At 65.9% G+C, this 21154-nt stretch carries 16 protein-coding genes; 15 read left to right on the top strand and 1 reads right to left on the bottom strand.

Going from position 1 to position 21154, the window contains the following annotated elements; genetic code table 11:
- Positions 1-102 precede the first annotated feature (102 nt).
- From ACJH6J_RS20205 to ACJH6J_RS20135, 15 genes are all read left to right on the top strand, one after another.
- Complete coding sequence (locus ACJH6J_RS20205) at positions 103-1275, top strand: transglycosylase SLT domain-containing protein (protein ID WP_406775313.1); 1173 nt, start codon at positions 103-105, stop codon at positions 1273-1275.
- Positions 1276-1277: 2 nt separating this feature from the next.
- Positions 1278-2345, top strand: coding sequence for a C40 family peptidase (locus tag ACJH6J_RS20200; RefSeq protein ID WP_406775314.1), 1068 nt, complete (start codon positions 1278-1280; stop codon positions 2343-2345).
- Complete coding sequence (gene eccB / locus ACJH6J_RS20195; protein ID WP_406775315.1) at positions 2306-3892, top strand: type VII secretion protein EccB; 1587 nt, start codon at positions 2306-2308, stop codon at positions 3890-3892. Before ACJH6J_RS20200 ends, eccB begins: the two co-directional genes overlap by 40 nt.
- 3 nt (positions 3893-3895) lie before the next feature.
- The gene (locus tag ACJH6J_RS20190; protein ID WP_406775316.1) at positions 3896-5053 is read left to right on the top strand and encodes a cell division protein FtsK; all 1158 of its coding nucleotides are present in this window, start codon (positions 3896-3898) and stop codon (positions 5051-5053) included.
- 15 nt (positions 5054-5068) lie between these two features.
- Positions 5069-8014, top strand: coding sequence for a type VII secretion protein EccCb (gene eccCb / locus ACJH6J_RS20185; protein WP_406804452.1), 2946 nt, complete (start codon positions 5069-5071; stop codon positions 8012-8014).
- 245 nt (positions 8015-8259) lie between these two features.
- Positions 8260-8565, top strand: coding sequence for a PE domain-containing protein (locus ACJH6J_RS20180; RefSeq protein WP_406775318.1), 306 nt, complete (start codon positions 8260-8262; stop codon positions 8563-8565).
- Positions 8566-8597: 32 nt separating this feature from the next.
- Positions 8598-9830 (top strand): PPE family protein, encoded by a 1233-nt coding sequence (locus tag ACJH6J_RS20175; protein ID WP_406775319.1) that lies wholly within the window; start codon positions 8598-8600, stop codon positions 9828-9830.
- Between the two features lie 76 nt (positions 9831-9906).
- A complete protein-coding gene (locus tag ACJH6J_RS20170; protein WP_406775320.1) occupies positions 9907-10221 on the top strand; it encodes a hypothetical protein in 315 nt (104 codons plus the stop codon).
- 57 nt (positions 10222-10278) lie between these two features.
- Entirely contained in the window at positions 10279-10563 is a 285-nt protein-coding gene (locus ACJH6J_RS20165) for a WXG100 family type VII secretion target (protein ID WP_406775321.1), read from the top strand.
- A 236-nt stretch (positions 10564-10799) separates the two neighbouring features.
- Entirely contained in the window at positions 10800-11591 is a 792-nt protein-coding gene (locus ACJH6J_RS20160) for an ESX secretion-associated protein EspG (RefSeq protein ID WP_406804451.1), read from the top strand.
- Positions 11592-11708: 117 nt separating this feature from the next.
- Complete coding sequence (locus ACJH6J_RS20155; RefSeq protein ID WP_406775323.1) at positions 11709-13430, top strand: MinD/ParA family protein; 1722 nt, start codon at positions 11709-11711, stop codon at positions 13428-13430.
- A complete protein-coding gene (eccD, locus tag ACJH6J_RS20150; RefSeq protein WP_406775324.1) occupies positions 13427-14938 on the top strand; it encodes a type VII secretion integral membrane protein EccD in 1512 nt (503 codons plus the stop codon). Before ACJH6J_RS20155 ends, eccD begins: the two co-directional genes overlap by 4 nt.
- Entirely contained in the window at positions 14935-16392 is a 1458-nt protein-coding gene (gene mycP, locus ACJH6J_RS20145; RefSeq protein ID WP_406804450.1) for a type VII secretion-associated serine protease mycosin, read from the top strand. Before eccD ends, mycP begins: the two co-directional genes overlap by 4 nt.
- A 2-nt stretch (positions 16393-16394) precedes the next feature.
- Positions 16395-18095, top strand: a complete 1701-nt coding sequence (gene eccE, locus ACJH6J_RS20140) for a type VII secretion protein EccE (protein ID WP_406775386.1) — start codon at positions 16395-16397, stop codon at positions 18093-18095.
- Positions 18092-19903 (top strand): AAA family ATPase, encoded by a 1812-nt coding sequence (locus ACJH6J_RS20135; protein ID WP_406804449.1) that lies wholly within the window; start codon positions 18092-18094, stop codon positions 19901-19903. The genes eccE and ACJH6J_RS20135 overlap by 4 nt, the downstream gene beginning before the upstream one ends.
- An 827-nt stretch (positions 19904-20730) precedes the next feature.
- Here ACJH6J_RS20135 and ACJH6J_RS20130 read toward each other — a convergent pair.
- Positions 20731-21154: hypothetical protein (locus tag ACJH6J_RS20130; protein WP_406804448.1), on the bottom strand; the 424-nt coding region annotated here is incomplete at its 5' end.

Raw genomic sequence — 21154 nt, 5'->3', positions numbered from 1 at the left:
GCTGTTTGAGTGTGAGAGCGGGTGGGCGATGACGCGACGTCGCGGTGATAGCCGTGCGATCGGGTCATCGCCCACTGCTGCGCATAACGATGTAGGTGTCCGATGAGTTTGGATGGGTTTGTGCGTGCTGCGGGGGCGGCGATGGGTATGGCGCGCCAATCGTTCGGCACTGGTGGTGTGGCGTTGGCGCCCCCGCCTGACCTTGGCCCGCGCCCGGATCGTACTGGTGACGGATCAGGCGCTGCGGCAACCGCTTTCAGCCACGAATCAACACAAATCGACTCTCACCTGGCGGCGCTGAGCGAGCACGATGCGGCCAGCGGCGCGCAGCTGCAACAAGCCCTGACCTCCGCTGGTGTCTCGCGCGGCCGGATGGACTCGGTGATCGCCACCGCGGTCGCCGATGTGCAGGCAATGGGCATGTCCACCAACACGATTGAGGGCCAAAAAGCATTGGTAGCGGCCATCAAACGGCATCTGGAGGACACCAAGTCCACCTTGGATCAGGGCGGCGCTGACGCCTCCACCCACGCTGCGTCAGCCAACGCGAACGCCGCGGGCTACCAGGGCATCGGGCACCCGCCCGCCGGGGCTGCTCCGGCGATGGCGACGATGCCGGCGATGCCGCAGCTTCCCCAGATGCCGATGGGCGGCATGGGCGGCGGCTTCCCCATGGGCGGCGGCATGCCCCTGGCACCCCTGGGCGCACTCGGAAACCTGTTCTCGCGCACCGGGTTCGCTCAGGACGCCGGACGCGCTTCGAGCAACCCGGTGGGCGATGGGCTCGGCGGCAACGTGCCGAGCTCGGAGAACACGTCCTCGGCCGCGGCGATCCCGGTCAGCGAGGTCGATCTACATAAGAAGGGGTTCCCCGGCGGCCCGGACGCGTACCGTACGTACATCGGGAAAGCCCTCGACCATATGGGAATTACCGATCCGGTGGCGCGGGCGAACTGGACTCGCGGCTATATGACGGCCGCTGAACGTGAGTCGGCTTTCCGCCCGGACGCGGTGAACCTCAGTGACTCCAACGCTCACGGTGCACGGATGGCCGATGGTGCCCCGGCCAATTCGTCACGTGGCGGTTTGCAGACCATCCCGTCAACGTTCGCAGCGAACCACGAACCGGGGACCAGTCGCAGCATCTATGACCCGATCGCCAACATTGCGGCGTCGATGAACTACGTGATGCGCCGCTATCACGTGGCGCGCGACGGGTCGAATTTGTCGGCGGTTGGCCAGTTCAATCCCCATCACGCACCGGGAGGTTACTGATCGTGAGTTTGGATGGGTTTGTGCGTGCTGCGGGGGCGGCGATGGGTATGGCGCGCCAATCGTTCGGCACTGGTGGTGTGGCGTTGGCGCCCCCGCCTGACCTTGGCCCGCGCCCGGATCGTACTGGTGACGGATCAGGCGCTGCGGCAACCGCTTTCAGCCACGAATCAACACAAATCGACTCTCACCTGGCGGCGCTGAGCGAGCACGATGCGGCCAGCGGCGCGCAGCTGCAACAAGCCCTGACCTCCGCTGGTGTCTCGCGCGGCCGGATGGACTCGGTGATCGCCACCGCGGTCGCCGATGTGCAGGCAATGGGCATGTCCACCAACACGATTGAGGGCCAAAAAGCATTGGTAGCGGCCATCAAACGGCATCTGGAGGACACCAAGTCCACCTTGGATCAGGGCGGCGCTGACGCCTCCACCCACGCTGCGTCAGCCAACGCGAACGCCGCGGGCTACCAGGGCATCGGGCACCCGCCCGCCGGGGCTGCTCCGGCGATGGCGACGATGCCGGCGATGCCGCAGCTTCCCCAGATGCCGATGGGCGGCATGGGCGGCGGCTTCCCCATGGGCGGCGGCATGCCCCTGGCACCCCTGGGCGCACTCGGAAACCTGTTCAGCGGCGCGGCCCGTCAGTCCGGTCCGGGCGGTGAGGGGAACGGAAGTACCACCGAGCTGGCGGGCATGGTGCGCGGCAACGGGGGCGGCGCGGTGGGGGATCAGATCGTGCACAACGCATTGACCCAGCTGGGCGTGCCCTATGAGTGGGGCGGGGAAAAGCCTGGCGTCGGTATGGATTGCTCGGGTTTGGTGCAGTACGCCTATCACAAGGCTGGGATCGCGATTCCGCGCACCACGTACGACATGACGAACTGGGGTGTGCGCGTGCCGCCGAATCAGGCGCAGCCCGGCGACATTCTGCTGTGCAACCGGCAGGACGGGGCGTGGCAACACGTGATGCTGGTGATGAACGACCACCAGACGGTGGAGGCGCCGCAGCGGGGTGTGCCCGTGAGGATCGGACGTTGGCCCTCTGGCTCATTCGAGGTCAGACGGGCCGCATAGACAGACGCGATGAAGGGGTAAAGGGGAGAGAGATGCCGCCGGGCGGTTTGAATTACGCTTCATTAGAGCAGGTTTCGGCGTGGCGATTCCTGCGCCACCGGATTGCCGTGGCGATCGGCCGGCGCAATGTGCGCCTGGTGCACGATCCGTCGAAGAACTCGATCGCCGCGCTGCGGGTGAGTTTCGTGGCGTCGATTGTGATCGTGGGGATCTTCTGCGTCATCGCGTTCATCAAGCCGCAGGGTCAGATCGGCAAGTCGAGCATGGTGGAGGCGCGTGGCTCCAACGGTGTCTATGTCGACGTGGGCGGCACGTGGCATCCGGTGCTCAACAAAGCAAGCGCCCGGCTGATCACCGGTCAGGCCCAGGACCCGACGTTGGTGCCGATGTCGGAAATCCTCAAACAGCCGATCGGGCCGATCCTGGGTATCCAGGGCGCTCCGGACGATCTGGGGGTCCGCTCACCGGGCGACACCGGGTGGTCGCTGTGCGACAAGCTGGGATCGCAAGGCTCCCAAGTCATTCCGCGGACCACCGTGATCGACGGCCTGGCAACGCTGGGGGACTGGGCGCACACCATCGTCTCTCCGGAGGCGGCGCTGATGACCTACGGCGGTGAGAACTTCCTGGTCACTGACGGGCATCGTTCGGCGATCGACCTGGCGGACAAGCCGGTCACACTCGCGCTGGGGCTGCCCGTCGGCGACCTGCATCCGGCGGCGATGTCTCGTGCCTTGTATGAGGCGTTGGCCCCGACGGCTCCGCTGCGGGTTCCGGACATCCCGAACCCCGGTGGGCCGGTGAGTTACGCCAGTGGGACCTTGCCGCTGGTGTCGGGGAGCGTCATGAAAGTGTCGGACGTCACCGGTGATCCTCAGTTCTTCGTGGCCCTGCCCGCCGGCGTGCAGCGCATCCCTCAGACGGTGGCCACCATGATCATCAACGCTGCGGTGGTGCCGGGCGCGCAGGTGATGGTGGCCAAATCGGCGGCGCTGACGGCGATGCCGCAGGCGGTCGGGTTCGACACGAGCGTGTATCCGCCGGGGCTGGTCAAGTTGCTGGACAAGACCAATGAGCCGGTGACGTGCGTGATGTGGCGGCGTACCAACGGCGAACCGCAGGCGCAGGTCTCGACGATTTCGGGGCGGCGGCTGCCGATCCCGGTCGGTGACGAGCGTCGCGTGGTGCCGTTCGTCAGTGCCGGACCCAACACTGCGGACGAGGTGTTCGTCAGTCCGAACGCGGCCAATTACGTGCAGGTCACGGGTGTGCAGGCTGATTCGAAACGTGGTGAGAGCCTGTGGTTCATCGGCAACAACGGAACCCGATTCGGTGTGCCTGCGGCGGGATCGAACGGCGATGACCAGAGTCGCCAGGCGCTGGGGCTGGACAAAGGCAAGGTGACGCCGACGCCGGCGCCGTGGGCGGTGATCAAGTGGCTGCCCGCTGGCCCGGCCCTGTCGAAGTCGGCTGCCCTCACCCAGCATGACACCTTGATGCCCGATCAGAACGCGGCGGCGATCCAGACCCCGAAAGCAGGTGCGTAGCACGTGAGTACAACCGGTTTCATTCGGCAGGAAGTCAGCACGCCCTTCGTTCCGCAGGAAGCGATCCAGATCGCCGACCCCGCCGAAATCACCCGCCCCGCGCCGGCGAAACCGCCGACCTGGGTGTGGGTCGTCATGTTCGTGGTCGCCGCAATCGTGCTGATGGTGTCGCTGTATTTGTCTGGCGCACGCCAACTTTCAGGAGCCTCGTTCTTCATCTTCCCGATGATGATGGTGTCGATGGTCGGCATGATGCGTAACCGAATGGGCTCCAACGGCAAAAAGGACCACGGTGCAGCGCTGAACCAAGACCGCGCGGTGTACTTGCGTGGAATCGACGAGCAGCGGGTCAAGATTCATGAAGCGGGTCGCGCGCAGGCAACCGAAATCTCCTACCACCATCCCACCCCGCAGGACGGCTCGCTGGGCACCTTGGTGGGCACCGACCGGATGTGGGAACGCACCCCCGATGCCCGCAATTTCGGTCACGTGCGGATGGGTGTCGGAATCACGCGGCTACAGACCAAACTCCTTCCGCCGACGAAAGTTCCGCCACCGGAATTCCGGGAGACGGTCACCACGGTGGCAGCCCGTGATCTGCTGCGAGCCCAGAACGTCATCCACGATGTTCCCCGGCCGCTGCACCTGTTTGATCAGCGAGGCTGGAGCTTTTTCGCCGAGCCGGAGCTGCGCGAGACGGTGCAGGGGATTCTGCGCGCGATGGTATGCCAGCTGTGCGTGTTCCACGGACCCGACGACGTCCAGGTCGCCATCATCACCGATGACATGCAGGCCTGGGATTGGGCGAAATGGCTACCCCACGTGGGCGATGACCAGTTCGTCGATGCCTGTGGGCCGGCGAGGCTCATGTTCTCGGACGTGGGTGCATTCATGGAGCGCTTCGAGTCGTCGCTGGCGTCGCGGCGGCCGTTCCAAGCGCGGCAGGAGGGCGGCGAGTCGCCCGAGCGGTGGCTGGTCGTCGTGCTGGACCTGCCCGGAGCCAATGCCACGCCGATTCTGACCGAAGAGGGCCGGATGGGGGTGTCGGTGCTCGAAGCGACCGGCGACGAGCTCAGTGTGTTGGCTACCGGTGACACGGCATTTTTCGTGGCGACCGATGAGCACGGCACGGTCAATCTGCTCAAAGCAGCGAAAGCATAAGGGGGAATTCTCGCGATGGTTGCCATCACCAAGGAAGTACCGTCCGGGCTGCGTTTTGCCGCGGTCCCGGATGTCATGCCCATCTACGAAGCCGAAGCATTGGCCCGTTCACTGGCCCAGTACACCCCGACCGACGAGGCCGAGAAGTTGTTGGCCCAGCAGGCGGCTCAGGCGCGTGCTGGCCAGGACTTCACCGATGCGCTGAACATTTTCGACTTGCGAACGTGGAATCCACGGCTGACCTGGAATGAACTAACCCCGGCACGCCGGCTGAGAGCTCCCCTCGGTAAGACCCCAGCGGGCGTGGTGGCGGAGCTCGATTTGAAGGAGGCCGCCGAGGCGGGCATGGGTCCGCACGGGCTGATGGTCGGCATCACCGGCTCCGGCAAATCCGAACACCTCAAGTCGCTGGTGCTGGCGCTGTGCGCCACCCATTCGCCCGAGCAGCTGCGGATTCTGCTGGGCGATTTCAAGGGTGAGTCCGGTCTGGGCGATCTGGAACGATTGCCGCACGTTGAGGGCCTCGTGTCGAACCTGGAAGGCAGCCGGCACAAGCTGGTTCGATTCCAGTCGGTGTTGCGTGGCGAGTTGGGTCGGCGCCAGGAGTTGTTGAAGGCTGCGGGCTTCAAGGGTGTGCGCGAGTATGAGGCGGCCCGCGCCGCGGGGCGCACCGATTTGGAGCCGATCGGCGCGCTGGTGCTGGTCCTCGATGAGTTCGCCCAGATGCTGGTGTTGCTCCCGGAGATGGGCGGCACGATGGACGAGGTCGCCCGCCTGGGGCGATCGTTGTGGATTCACATTCTCAACGCTTCTCAGCGCGTGGAGGGTGGCAAGGCGCAGGGCATGCACTCGCAGCAGCAGTTCGCGATCGGCATGAAGGTGAAAACCGCCGGCGAATCGCGCGCCGCGATCGGCTCAACGCGGGCGTACGACGAATTCAAGAGCAAAGACGCCCCGCCGGGATCGGCGTTCCTGGTCGTCGACGACGAACACACCCGCTACCGCGCCTTCTACTCCTCCGGTCCGTACACGCCGCCGAAAATCAGTGCAGCGGAACGGGATCGCGCCGAAGGCCAGTATCTGCCGGTCACCAAATTCACCAGTGCGATGTCCGCATTGCCGGACACGATCGGGATGGAGGACGAGGACGAGTTCGACGAGGCCGACGTCTCCGACGCGGCGGTGCAGACAGTCGACCAACTGATGGTCGACCGCATCTGCGAGGCCGCGCGTACCTTGCCACGCGGACACCGGATGTGGAAGCCCGACCTGGAAGAAACCGAGAAGCTGCCGATCGACGAGATCGTCACCGAGTACTGGCACCGGGAGCGCTGGCAGGATTTCACCGAAGATTCAGGCCTGGTGGCGCCGTACGGCCGGGAAGACGACTGGTACTGGCATTCTCAGGATGTCGTCGCGGTCGACCTGGGTAGCACCCATGGTGGTGTGGCCGGTGCGCCGCAAGCCGGCAAGTCCACGGCTCTGCGGACGTTGATCATGTCGTTGGCGATGGCCAATTCCCCTGCGCGCGTGCAGTTTTACGGCCTTGACTTCGGTGGTGGAAAGCTGGCGAGCCTGGCGAGCCTTCCCCATGTCAGCGGTATCGCAGCGACCGGCGACGACGAGCGCATCGGTCGGGTGGTCTCCGAGGTCGAGCGGATTTTGCGTAACCGCAAGCGCGAATGGGGACGCTTTGGCGAGTCGGGCTTGGACCTGGCGCGGTACCGGGCGGCCAAGTTCGGCCCGAACAAGATGCCGGTGCCCGATGACCAGCACGGCGACGTGTTTCTGGTGGTCGACAACATCAGCAAGCTCAAGACGGAAATGCTCGACATCCACGACCGGATCATCGCGCTGGCGGACGGGTCCTTGAGTTTCGGCGTGCATGTCATCATCGCCAACGACAAGTGGCTGACCATCAAAAACGAGGACAAGCTGCTGGCCAAAGTCGAACTGAAGCTGGGCGACAAGTCCGACTCAAAGATGGACCGGCAGGCCGCCGAGGATGTGCCCAGCAAGCAGAAAGGCCGGGGCCTGGTCGCCTCCGGCAATCACATGCTGGTTGCGGTGCCGTACCTGTCGGAGTTCACCGAGCTCAGTGACACCGAGGCGACGGAGGCGACCGCCAAGGCCGTGGCAGCCGAGTGGGCCGCCCGTGGGTTCGGCCCCGCGCCACGGCTGCGGCAGCTGCCGGCCGAGGTTGACTTCGATGACCTGCCGCCGATGCCTACTACCGCGCCGCGTCACGCGCTGCCGGTGGGTATCGGCGAACGGGAGATGAGCACCGTGTGGCTGGACCTGCAGCAGTACCCTCACGCGTGGTGCACCGGAACCTCGCGGTCGGGTCGCAGTGTGTTCTTGCAGACCGTGTGCGCCGCCATTCAACAGCGCTACACCCCCGAACAGGCGCAGATTATCGCGTTCGATCCGTCGGAGGACCTGGCTGACGCGATCAGCGACCGTTACCGCACGGTGTACCTGAACCAGCACAAGGAGATCGCTCAAGCCAGCGCCGAGTTGGCGCAAAGGCTCGAGATGCGCAAGCCGCCGGCGAATCTGCATCCACGCGAGTTGCGGCAGTGGCGTGCGAACGTGGTGCGGCCGAAATGGTTCATCATCATCGACGACCTGCACCTGCTCACGCCGGCGAACACGCTCAGCTCGCTGACGGCGCCGCTGGTCGGGCCGGCCGAATCGGCGAAGAATCTGGACCTGCACATCATCGCGTCGATCACGATCGACAACTGGTACGCCAAGGGACAGTCGCACAAACTGCTCAGCGCCATGAACACTGCCGGTGCCTCGGTGGTGGTCCTAGACGGAAACCCGGCAGACAAGATCATCGACCAGGTGCGGCCGGCGTCGCGGGCACCGGGGCGCGGCGAACTGTACGAGCGCAAAGCCGGCGGACAGCTCATGCAGATCGCGCTGCCTCCGCTACTGGTGGAGGGAACCGAGTAGTGCCCGTGATCGCCGGTCCTCGAGGCGTAGGACGTCAGAAAATTAGTGTCGGCAAGACGGCGCAGGTATTGGGATAATGGTGGTAAGGGCGGATATAGGGGGTGTCCATCGGGGTGATTTTGGGCAGTTGGTGCGGCCAGCATCACCGGTTGCATCATGAGTGAACAATCAGGCGTTTACGTATTCCATTACTTGCATTGTCGTGTGTACACTGACGGCAAGTCCAACCAAACATAGGAGTTGTGATGAGCTTTATTTCTCTGGAACCCGAAGCTGTGATGGCCGCCTCGGGCATGGCGGCGGGCCTGTCCGGCGAGGCGGCCGCCCACGGCGGGCAGACCGCCGCATCGGCGGCAGTGGTGCCCCCGGGCATTGAAGAAATCTCCGCCGCCAACGCCGCCAAGATCGCCGAATTCGCCAGCCAGGCATCGGCGGTGCTGGAAGCGGGAGCCGCCTTCCACGCCGAACACGGTGTGGCCCTGGGCCTTTCGTCGGCGATCACCGACCTGACCGACGCCCTCAACTACGCGATCATCGGCGACATCGTCTGATACAGGTCGATGGAAAAGGTTAAGGCGCAACGATGACTGCTCCAGGTGCATGGGGAGCCCTCCCTCCGGAAGAGAACAGTGCTGGCTTCTGGCTGGGTCCGGGCGCGGAGTCGTTCATCGCTGCCGCTGAAAACCTGGTGGCCGTGGCTTCGGGGCTGATCGCGAACCTGGGTGGTCAGGAGGCGGTCAACGCCGCACTGGCGGCCTCATGGCCGGACCCAACCGGGGAACTGGCGGTCCTGTCGAAGGTTCCGCTGATGCTGTGGCAGGCGATGGCGGCCGGGCAGATTTCTGAGGCCAGTGCCGCCATCCACGCCACAGCGTTGGCATTTGAGACCCTGAAAGCGGCCACGCCCACGCCCGGGGAGGTGTTGGAGAATCAGACGGAACACGGTGTGCTGCAGGCCAACAACTTCCTGGGCATGTTGACCCCGTTGATCGGGATCAACCGCGCCAACTACGGGCGAATGTGGGTCACGGCCGCCAGCAACAAATACTCCTACGCCGCCGCCTCGGCGACGGGTGTGCAGTCCATTCCGCCGCTTCCGCCACCACCCCCGGCGACCCAAGGCGCGGCGTCAATGCCCTCAATGCCGACACCAAATAGCAACAAGGCCGAAGACCTGGCCAGCAGCCCCGAGCAGGCTCTCCAGGCCTTCATGGGTCCGCTGCAGCAGGTCGGGTCGATGGGCAGCCAATTGGGTGGCGGAGGCCCGTTGAGCAGTCTCGGGCAGATGGGGCAGTCGGCGTTCAGCCCGTTGACGCAGATGCTGCAAACCGGCATGGGCGGCAACACCACCGACGCCCTGGCGTCGTCGATGTCGGCGGATTGGCTCTCGGCCACGCCCGGGGCCGGCGGCCCTGTGGCGGCCAACCTGGTCTCCGGGCTGGGCGGCGCCGGCGGGGGAGGCGGCGGTGGTTTGGGTGGTCTGAGTGCATTTCGGGGGCCGGCCGGCTTTGCGTCGGCTCCGACCATCAACGCCGCCACGGCCAACCCGGAGGCGACGGTATCGCGCCTCACCGAGGCGCGCATGGCCTCGGGGGCGCCGGCAAGCACCGCGGGAATGGGCAGCAGCGGCGCGATGATGGGGCCGATGGCAGCTCGCGGCGGCGAGCAGGACAAGCAGGACGCAGGCAAAGAGCGTCGCAGCACCCCGCTGGCGTCTCTGGCCTCGCTTTACCGTGCGCCAGCAACCGTGCCGGTCATTACCGGCGGTTCGGGGGCGGTTTTCCGGGGGGAGGAGGGCATCACACGGCCGTCGTGATGAACCGACGCACAAACCAGGCGGGTAACCGCACCGATCAACGATTCATCTACAGCTATGAAGGGACATATCAGACATGAGTGACTCAACCATTTTCGGTGATCTTGAAGGCATCGGCCGGGATTCCGGCTCACTTCAGGAAATCTCGGACGAGCAGGCCTCGATCATGAATGCGCTGGGCGCCTCCATGGAGACGCTGGCCACCGCGATGAAAGGCGGCGCCGGCAAGGCCATGCAGATGGTCGGCGAGCAGCTGCAGCACCAGGGGCAGCAGTTCAGCACCACGTTCGCCGACCACTCGCAGAAGATGAGCAACAACGGCCACATCTTGAGCACGGCCGACGACGACGGCGCGTCGATGATCAGCGGCATCAGCAACCTGATCGTCTAGCCGACCCGCTCACTACCCAAGACAACCAACACACACGTTCATCGAAAGGACATTCCCGTGCTGATTCACTACGCAACGCCGGCGATCGCCGAAGTCGCCTCCCAGATTGGCCACGCCGCCGAACGGACCGATCAGAACCACCAGCGCAGCCTGGCAACTGTGCAGGCCAACGCTAACAACTTCGGCGGCGCTGGTAGCGCGGCGTTCAACGCCGCGATTACCGCGGTCAACCAGAAGTACGCGCAGTCCCAGGCCACCATCCAGCAGGCGGGCAAGGTGCTCATGCAGGCCAACGAGGAGATGACCCACGCCGACCAGAAGTCGGCAGGTCAGTACGTCTAACTGACCTGCTGGTCGATTCACCGCGGCCCGGCGAAGGGCTGGATACGCCGGAAACGGCCACTTCCAGTTTCCTTTGCCGGGCCGTTGCGTGAACACGGCCAGGACCAACGCCAGGACAGAACAGAGAAAGCAGCCGCACGATGACGCGCCCACCGACTTTCATCAAGCGACAGGCCGCCGCTCCGCGCGGCCCGCAGCCGATCGACGCCATTGAGACCACGTGCGAAGGGACGTGGTTGCTGCAGGCGCTGTGCGGAATCGAGCACCTTCCAGGTTCGATGCTGTTGCGTCCCTACGTTTCTGCCTCAGGCCGGCCCACGTGGCACCCAGGCATTCCGATTCTTCGCGAGGCTGGCGCGATCACAGAGGACGACGAGGTGCATCCGACCGTGGCGCGGTGGCTGGAAATTCTCAGCGCCCCCGACATCGCGTTGGTGGTCGATGTGCGCCGCCCCGGTGTCGAATGCCTCCGGATGGTGATCGCGCGGCGCGACGGTAAGCATGCGGCGATTTCCCGTGGCGGCCCCGACGCTGTCAATGTCACGATCGAGGAGGTCGGCTCGGTCCCGTCGATGCGCGTGTTGTTCGAGCGGATCATGGAGCTGTGCGACCGGGGTTTCGGTCCGGTCGCACCCGCTGCCTTCGACCCGGTCACCGTGCGCACAGCGGCGCTTCTGGATGGTTTTAACAAGATCGTGCAGGGCGATCACACCCCGGCCGCGGCGCTCGGGTCGATGGACCTGACCCCCGAACAGCGGCGCATCCTGACGTTGGCCGCCGATCAACCGCTGATGGAGGCGGGATTCGCGCTGCAGGTGCACGATGCCCGGGGTGATCACTTCGCGCTGGCGTCGGCCGCGGTCACCGACACCGTGGAGGGCCGCATTGTCACCGGACCTGTCGTCGGGGAGGACCGGACGTGGTGGACACAGATTGTTCCTGGTACCGCGGATGCCGGCGGGAGCGCCCTGCGCGCTCTGCTGGCGACAGTGGGGACCACCTGGGAGGGCCATTCGCGGTACAAGTAAACACACAATTGATGTGTTTACGTACTGCCTCTATTGCTTCAATTGTGTTATTTTGACGGTATGGATATTGGGGGTGTCCGGGCCACCGGCTCTGGCACGAAACTTGTGGGAGAGCCAGTGAGTCAGAGCAACGATGACGATTTCGATGACGATTTCCTCTCGCGGTATGTCGGGAACGAATCGTCGGCTCCGCAGGGCGGGGGGCAGGAACCCGGCGCGGAATCGGTCCAACCGAACCCCTTGGGCCTGTCGGCCGATCCCGAGGGCACCAACATTCTCGACCGGGCAACGCACGCGCGAATGATGCGCGAGGCCGAAGAACTGGCCGCCCAAGAACTGGCCGCCCAGACGCCCGCGGGCGCCGACGCGCCCTGGCCGGGGCGCAGTGCCGACGAACCGACGACGATCGGCGGTTTTCCCCCGATCAGCACGCCGCGGCATGGGCAGCCCGGCCCCGAGCATGGCCGGCACACTCAATCTCCGCAGGCGCCGCAGCACCAGCCCGCGCCGCCGCACCCCGGCCTGGACCGTGCGGTCCCCCGGGAGCAGGCCCCTGCTGCCCCGCAATGGCCCGCGCCGCAGTGGCAGCAGGGCCCGCCCCCGCCGCCGCAACCGGGTGGGCAATCCGGTTTTGCGCAGCCGCCGTTCGGCCCCGCTGGTGTGGGCGCCCGCCGCGATGATGAGTTGTTGGACGAGTCGGCAAAGTCTGTGGGCCGCACGCGAGCGGAGATTCACGAAAGCAACGTCGTTGCGCCGTACAAGCCGGTACCGCAGACCGGGTGGCGCAAAGGTCTCTACAAGGCCACCCGGATCAACCTCGGCCTGTCGGCGAGCGAAGCGCATTGGAATGACCTCAAACGGCGGCTCAAGGTGAACCTGCGGGGCCGCTACGTCATCGCAGTCATGCAGGAGAAGGGTGGGGTCACCAAGACCACGACGTCGGCCATCATCGGCGCGGTCCTGGCGCAGTACCGCGACGAGAAAGTCGTGGCCATCGACGGAAATCCGGCCTCGGGCAACCTGGCCGAGCGGATCGATGAACCGTCCACCGAGTCATGGCGGGGTCTCAACAACGACCAGCACTTAGTCAACTACAGCGATTTCCGCAACTACCTGGGCAAAGACTCGCACTCGGGGCTGGAGGTGCTCGGCTCGGATTCCGGCCCAGTGCCGATGTCGGGCACGGATCTCTACGAGGCGTGGGGCAGGCTGCAGAAGCTGTATCCGATCGCGATCGTCGACTGCGGTACCCAACACCTGGATGACGTGACGCGAGCCATTTTGGACTATCTGCCGGTCGATGCGCTGGTGGTGCCCTCCACGACGTCGCTGGACTCGGCCAAAGCCGCCAGCCGCACCTTGAACTGGCTGATGGAGCACGGCTATCCGCACCTGGTGCGTGAGGCCGTGGTGATCGTGAGCAACACCAAAAAGGTTGACGCCAGCTCGCAGGTCAAGCAACTGCACAAGGACTTCGAACGTGTCGTACGTTCGGTCCACACTGTCGGTTTCGATCCGCACCTGAGCGATGCGGTGGCCATCGACATCAGCCGACTCCAGCCGCAGACGTGGCAGGCGTACGTCGAAGCGACGGCATCGCTGGCCGATGGTTTCACCCGAGCCGCCGAACGCACCCCCCAGCACCCCCAGCAGCCGGTACAACCGCCACGGCCGCCGCAGCCGCCCACGCCGGGCGGCCCGTGGCAGGGTCCGGGGCCACACGCCGGTCCCGGACAATGGAACGGCGGAGCGCAAGGTCCATGGCAGGGCGGCGGTCAGGGCCACGGCGGTGGCCAGTGGCCGGCTGACGGTCGCTGGCAGGGCGGTCAGCCCCGATGACCGCGACAACCGAACGCGCCGGGACCAAACCCAGCGCCCATGTCAGGTTGCGCGAGCAGGTCCGCGTCGCGGTGCTGTACGGCGGACGGCAAACCGACCTGGTGCTCCCGGCAACCGAAGTGGTAGCCACTGTCGTCAGCGAAGCGCTGAGACAGGTCATCGACCAGGCCGACGAGCTGCGTCCGCGTGACGACCAGGACATGATCACCCCCGGCAAGGTGGTGCTCAAGCGCGTCGGCGGCGCAGCTTTGGCACGCGGCGAGTCGCTGCGTGAACAGGGCGTCACTGACGGCACCCTGCTCATCCTCGACGTCGAAGACGCCGAGGTGTCCTTCACGCCGGTCATTGAGAACGCGTCCTCGGCCATCGCCGACATCAATGCGCGGCGCTTCAAATCGGTCACGCCACAGACGGCCACCACGGTGGCGGCCGTGACCGCCGCGATCGGTGCAGCGCTCGTGGCCGCGCTGTTGGTGCGGGTGTGGGCGTTGAATCACGCGGCGGGGGTGAACTGGCCGCTGGTGCCGCCGGTCGCCTGCGCGACGATCGCGGTGCTGCTGGTGGCCGGCGGCGCGATCGCCTGGTGGCGCCAGCACCTCACAGTGGTCGCCAACGGGTTGTGGGCCGGGGCATTGGTGACGGCGGGCGCAGCGGGATACACCGCGGTTCCCGGCCCGGCGGGGGCGTGGAATGTCGTGTTCGCGGCAGCGCTGACCGCAGTGCTGGCGGTGGCCTTGTGGGTTCTGGGGCCGGCTCCGGCGGCCCTGCTGTGCTGGCTGACAATGGTGTCGATCGGTGCGGGCCTGATGAGTCTGTTGCATGCGCTCGGCGTACCGATGATCTACCTGTGGACCGGTGCCCTGGTAGCAGCGCTGTTGGTGCTCAAGAAGGTCGAAGCGCTGTCGGCCACGCTGGCACGGGTACCGATGCCGTCGTTCCCCACGGTGACGGGCAAGCTCACCTTCGACGACGCTGACGAGATGGCATCTGAGGCGCTGGTGGCGGCCGAAACGGAAGGAACGCCCAGCGTTGACGAACTCAGTCGTGCGCAGATCGCAGCGAATGGGTATCTGCAGGCGATCGTCGCCGCCATCGCTCCGTTCTTTGTGCTCGGTGCCGCCGGCGCGGTATCACCGTGGCAGGGCCGTTGGATGTTGGCGACGGGCTTCGTGCTTGGGATCGCGCTGATTCTGGTCTTCGGCGGCCGCGCACTGGACGACCGGGCAGCTGCGGTCACTGTCGTGGGCACGGCGTTGGCGATGAGTGCTGCCCTGGGCGTGAAATATGCACTGTCCAGCCATAATCCGGCGGTCAGCTTGGTCGTCGCCGGATTGGTCGCTGCGCTGGGCCTGTCAGCGCTGGTGGTTGCCGCTGTCGTGCCGCGGCGCGCGTTCTCGGCGCCGGTACGCAAGGGCATCGAATGGTTCGAGTACGCGTTGCAGGCCGCGGTGTGGCCGCTGCTGCTGTGGCTGCTAAACATCTACGAGCTCGTCAGGAACTGGGCATGAGCGGCCGGCGTTGCGGCCAGGCGATGGCCATTGCAGGAGTCAGTGCGCTGGTGATGGTCAGCCCGTTGGTGACCGGTACCGCTGCGGCGGTCAACCCGCCGGTGGTTGACCCGGGCGCGGTGCCCAGTCCCGATCCGGTCGGACCGGCTGAACCGCTGCAGCAGAAAAAGCAATGCACCCCCACGGGTGTGCTGCCCAATTCCGACCTCGGTGCGCCGACCGCATCCCAGGCGTTCATGGACATCCCCGCCTTGTGGCGCTCCGCTGGGCGGGGCGCTGGGCAGACCATCGCGATGATCGACACGGGAGTCAACGTCGCGCCCGGACCGCCGGGTTCCCCGCCCCGGTTGGCGCACGTCCACGGCGGCGGCGATTACGTCGACCCGGCGGCAAATGGGTTGCAGGACTGCGACTCTCACGGCACCGTGGTCGCCAGTATCTTGGGCGCCCAGCCCTCGCAGACCGACGGTCTGGTCGGTGTGGCACCGGACGCCGACATCATCTCGATCCGGCAGTCGTCCGAAGCGTTCGTGCCTGCCAACCCGACCTCGGCCGATGTCGAGAACGACCGCCGGGCCGGCACCGTGTCGTCGCTGGCGAAAGCGGTTGTGCTGGCTGCGAATTCGGGCGCCAAGGTACTGAACATGAGCATCGTGGCGTGCATCCCGGTTCTCAAGCCGGTCGATCAAACCACGCTGGGCGCGGCGATCCGGTACGCCGCAGTGGATAAAGATGTGGTCATCGTTGCGGCCGCGGGCAACCTGGCCAACCAGGGCTGCGCGCAGAATCCGGACATCGACGCCACCAGCACGAAGGACCCCCGCAACTGGGGGCGGGTGGTGACCATCTCAACGCCGTCGTGGTTTTCGCAGTATGTGCTGTCGGTGTCTGCGACCGACGGCAGCGGTCAGCCCGCTGTCGATCAGCAGGGCCGTGAAATCAGCCTGGCCGGCCCGTGGGTCGGCGTCGCAGCGCCCGGCACCTTCGTCGAAGGACTCGACGGCAAGGGCGCGGTGATCAATGGGACGTTCGATGAGCAGGCGGGGGTGCTCAAGGCCATCAACGGCACCAGCTTTGCCGCCCCGTACGTCAGCGGCGTGGCCGCTCTCATCCGCGCCAAATACCCGAATTTGACTGCCGCCCAGGTGATCGCGCGCATCGAAGCGACCGCGCATTCCCCAGCGGCAGCACCACAGGACGTGGCCGGCGGCGCCGTGGTGGACAACCGGATGGGCTACGGGGCGATCGACGCACTCGCCGCCCTCAACGATGACGTCCCGGTGGGGCCGGCCACACTGCCTGAACACCTGACTCGGCCGCTGCATCCACCGCCACCGCCGCCACCGCCGGATCGGCTGCCGATGATCGTCGCGCTCGCCGGCTCCGGTATCGCCGTCGCCGTCCTGGTGGCCGCGTTCTTCGCCAGCCGTGTGATGAGGGAGCGCCGACAGTGACCATGCCGCGAGTGGACGTGACCGACCTGAGCACCCTCGATGCTGAGGACCTCAGTGAGGACCAGCCCGGGCACCGGCTGCCCCGATGGCAGGTGCGGCTGCCGATTCGCCGCGCCATCGTCGCCGAGGTGATCGCCACGGTTCTGGCCGCCCCCTTGGTGGCTGTCGCACCGTGGTGGGCACTGATCCCGATCGCACTGCTGGTCCTCGTGATTGCCGCACTCAACTACCGGGGCGCCACTGCGATCGAATGGGCGGCGCGGGCCTGGCGGCTGCGCCGCAATCGCCGTAGCGCGCGGCGTCGCGAAGCCCGCGCAACCGTCCCCACCCCGTTCGCGACTGAGTTGCCCAGTGTCGGGGCGAGCGCCCTGACCTGGGACGGCCAGTACGCGATCGCGATGATCGCCCTGCACGGCCGTCCCTACGCGCCCACAGTGCTGGTGTCCGAAGGGGCGGACTCCCGCGATACCGTCCCGCTGGAATTGTGCGGCGAGCTGCTCGAACAGTTCGGGGGACTCGAGCTGGAGTCGGTGGATGTGCTCAGCGACGGTGCCCGCACCGCCCCCGATGGGCGCTTCACCGCACGGTACGACGAGATGGTCAGCGACCGCTCGGCCGTCGGTTCGCGGCGGACTTGGCTGGTGCTGCGCCTGCGCCCCACCGGCTGCCTGGACGCTCTGCGCTACCGCGGCGACGTAGGTGAAGCCATCGCCGCCGCAACCGAACGCATCCGGCAAGCCGTCGTCCGATCCGGATGCCGCGCAACCACCTGCAGCGTAGAACAGATCACCGCCGCGACCACCGCACTGCTCGGCGGCCGGGAGTTGTCCGCCTATGAGGAAGGGTGGACCAATTTGAAGCTGGGCAACGACTACGTCACGCCGTATCAGATGTCCGGCGCGGACCTGAGCACCCGCGTCCTCAATGACCTCTGGACCATCCGGTCAAGCAAAACCGTTGTGCTGGTGCGTATCACGCGCGATAAGCAGACCAGGGAACTCCAGGTCGGCGCGTTGGTGCGCATCCACACCAGCGCCCCGCAAACCCATCCACCGCTCTCGACACTCAAGACGGTCCCCGGGCAGGCATTCGAGGCGCTGGCCGCGACCCTGCCGATGGGCGACCGATCCATGAGCCTGCCGCTGTCGACCCGGCCCCTGGGCGCGCCGCTGGCCGTCCAGGTCGGCCCGACCGGGTTCCTGCACGGCATGGCCGAACTCTCGGGTGTGCCACTGTTGATGTCGTGGACCGATCCGGTCAAGTTCCTGCGCGTCGCGGTCGCCGCCGACCTCGACGTCGTGCAAGCGCTGGTGCTGCGCGCGACGTCGTCGGGCTGCACCGCCGAGATTCACACCGAGCGGCCGGGGCTGTGGCGGCCGATCTGCGATGACTTGCGTATCGCCATGGCCCGTGGCCAGGAACGGTCCGCGACCGCCACCCTCATCGTGGCCGACGGAGCCGAGCCTCAGCGGGTGCTGCGCGAAAGCGGCGAACGCGGACACTCCCTGGTCACGGTTCTGCCGGTCGGTGAAGCGCTGCCCTCGGATTCGGATATTCGCATCCGTCAGATCGGCGCCAACCGGATTGCCATCGACACTCCCGCACGATCGCGGCCTATTGAGCTGGGCATCATGCGCCCCCGCAACGAAGCACACATCCTGTCCCACCTGCGCGTACAAACCAACGGGAGTCCCCGCCGATGAGTCCTCGGAGCATTCAAGCACTACGCGCGGGCGTCAAAGCGCTGACCACCAATCCCCGCAAGGCGCTGGAGGTGCTGCGCCTGGCCACCGAAGACGATCCGGGAATGGCAGACGCTTGGCTGGCTCGGATGGCCGCCGGCGACTGGTCAGTCGGCACGGTGTCCAGGCTCGCCGAGACCAGCGACCGGCTGGGCTCGGATCTGCGCATCAGCGGCGCCGGCGTCACCCCCGGGCAGCTGGACGTGACGTTCAGCGTCGAATACGTGACCTGGGCCATCAGCGACGTCACCACGGCGCGGCTGGCCTACGTCAGCCTTCTGCTCAGAGACCGCAAGTTCGACGAAGCCAGCCGAGTGCTGGCCGGGCTGCGCACTGACCCGCGGGTCCAGTTCACCCGCGCTGTCCTGATGCAGATGACCGAACGCTGGCCGGACGTGCTCACCGCCCTGGCCGGGCGTGAAGCCTGGACGCACGATGACGTGCTGTCACGGTCGAGTGCCCTGTTGGAAGCCAAAGCAGCCGCGCACCTTGGCAAGTTCGACCGGGCCAGCGCCGCGGTGGACGCCGCCACCGATTCGCCCTTCCCTCTGAACACCGCCGTCCACGAAGACCCGGTGGCGCGTGACGGCACCTACCTGCGGGCCATGATCGCCCGAGCACAGGGCGATGAGGACACCGCCCGCACGGTTCTGGGCGATGTGCTGCTGCGCTGGCCGGATTACGAACTGGCGCGTACGGCCCTCGCGGACTCAACATTCGGCATCTCCGTAGTCGATCAGGCCACCATCGAAACCCGCGACGATCCCTGGGACCCGGCTACCGGGCGCACACCCCAGCAGCGGCAAGACGACAAGGACGCGGCCGACGCCCGCGCACAGCTCGCCGAAGCCCAAGCGACATTGGACCGCATGGTCGGCCTTGATGACGTCAAGAACCAGGTTCGCATGCTCAAAGCGAACACGCTGGCGCGAATCGTGCGGGAGCGCAAGAACTTACGCAACCCGGTGATCAGTAACCACCTGCTCATGACCGGCCCGCCCGGAGTAGGCAAGACCGAGACCTCCAAGGCGATCGCGAAGACGCTCTGCGGGCTCGGTGTACTGCCGACGTCGAAAGTCGAAGAGACGAGCAAGGAGAAGCTGGCGGGACCACACGTCGGTGATGTCGAGTTCCAGACCAGCACGATGCTTGAGAAGGCGCTCGGCGGCGTGGTGCTGTTCGACGAGTTCCATGAGCTCTTGCACGGTGGATTCGCCGGCGGCGACCCGATCGGTCAGGCCATCATCGGTGCGATCGTCCCGTGGATGGAAAACAACAGGGACAAGGCGGTTTTGATTGCCGCGGGCTACCCGGCGGCGGTCCAAAAAGTCATCGACTACAACCGCGGATTTCAGGGCCGGTTCTCCACAACCATCCGGTTCGAGACGTATCCGCCCGATGTCCTGCTGGAGATCACCGCGTCCATCATCAAGCACGGCGACAGCACCGTTCATCCAGGCGCCCTGGCGCGCGTCCTGATGGAGCCATTCACCAAGTTGTACAACAAGATCACCATCACCGAGGACGGTGACACCATCCGGGGAATCGACGAGCTCAACAACGGTCGATTCGCCCGCAACATCGTCGAACGCGCCATCACCATCCGGAACCTGCGCATGATGGACAGTTTCGGCCTCGACGCTGTCGACATGGCCGATCCGGACATCGGGTCCGATATCCCGGACGACGCAGTCACCCTCATCACCGAAGACGACTTGGCCGACGGCCTGTACGCGACCCTGCCGGCCGAGTACAAGAACTTCATCTAGGAGCAGAGGTGTCCGATTCTGTGCGTTGTCCCAATGGACGCACTGGATGTGCGGGTCACAAACATTTTCGCGGCGGCAGCATGGATGGTCACGTCGCCTGCCTGGTATACGCGCAACCGTCCGATTACCCCAGCAGTTTCGGGACGGCAAAGCGCGATGGTCAGCGATCTTGGTATGTGCGCGACCTCTCTGTAACAGGCGGCTCGGATACAGAGGCTCATTACCGATTCGTCGGACACGGCGACCGCGCCCCTGAATTGCACTGACATGCACGGCGGCTGGCCATAGCGACCGCGCCGCGAAGTGGAATCGAACCGCCGACGAATTACTCGACTGACTGCTCGAAGTGCGCGGCCGGTAGCTGCGCCTCTGGCCACGTCCCGCACGTCGCCTCGGCGACGGTGCACGCTCAGGGCTGGACGTTCCGCAGGAGTGTTGCGGGTGTGGTGTTCGGCGGTAGCGGCGTCAATGCGCGGGCCGCGCACAAATGGTGCACGGTTGCCTGGCGTTCGCGGTTTCCAGTGGGAATATCGACGCTAACCAGCGCCAGCCAGCTTCCCCGGGCGGATTTGACCCATCCGTGGACGAGGCCGGTGACCTCGCAGCTGACGTCCAGTCCGTCGAGTTTCGTCCACATTGGCACGGTATCGAGTCGGAAGGCGTCATCGGGCGCGGGGATCATTCGGGTGAGGTCGACCAGGACCGGTCGTGGCGGGCTCACGGCCCTCCGGACGCTGGGAGCCAGCGAACCCGCCCAACTGTCGAACATAGGTACGAATGGTATTGGTTGGGGGACAGCCGTGTCTATCGGCGCACCACGGCGTCGACTACACGCGCGGGCCGTCCAAGTCGATGACAGCGACCGGGGGTGGATCGTCGGGAAGGTCACTGGCGGGGTCGGCCAGGCGCCACGACGCGGACAGCCCGCCGGCGTGAGCCGGGTACCACTCGATGATGCCGAGCGCGGCGAGTCGGCGTAGCTGCGGATATGCCTGGGCGTACCAGCATTGACCCGGGCAGTCGTTCCCGAACTTGCAGTCACGGGGGAGTGAGGCAGGAATGTGTTGCGGGTCGTCGTTTTCCCGGCGGTAACGGTGGTTGCAGCCGAACCTGGCTCGCAGTCGTCGCTGGATGTCGTTGGTGATCAGGATGCTTGGGTACGCATCGGCGAGGATGTCAACGACGGTCGAAAATTGACCCCGTAGCGTCGGTTGAATTTTGACCCCCTTGGTTGTGGTTACTTGCTGGTTC

The sequence above is a fragment of the Mycobacterium sp. SMC-18 genome (assembly GCF_045310895.1).
Classification (GTDB): Bacteria; Actinomycetota; Actinomycetes; order Mycobacteriales; family Mycobacteriaceae; genus Mycobacterium.
This window is presented reverse-complemented; position numbering and strand designations above follow the sequence as displayed.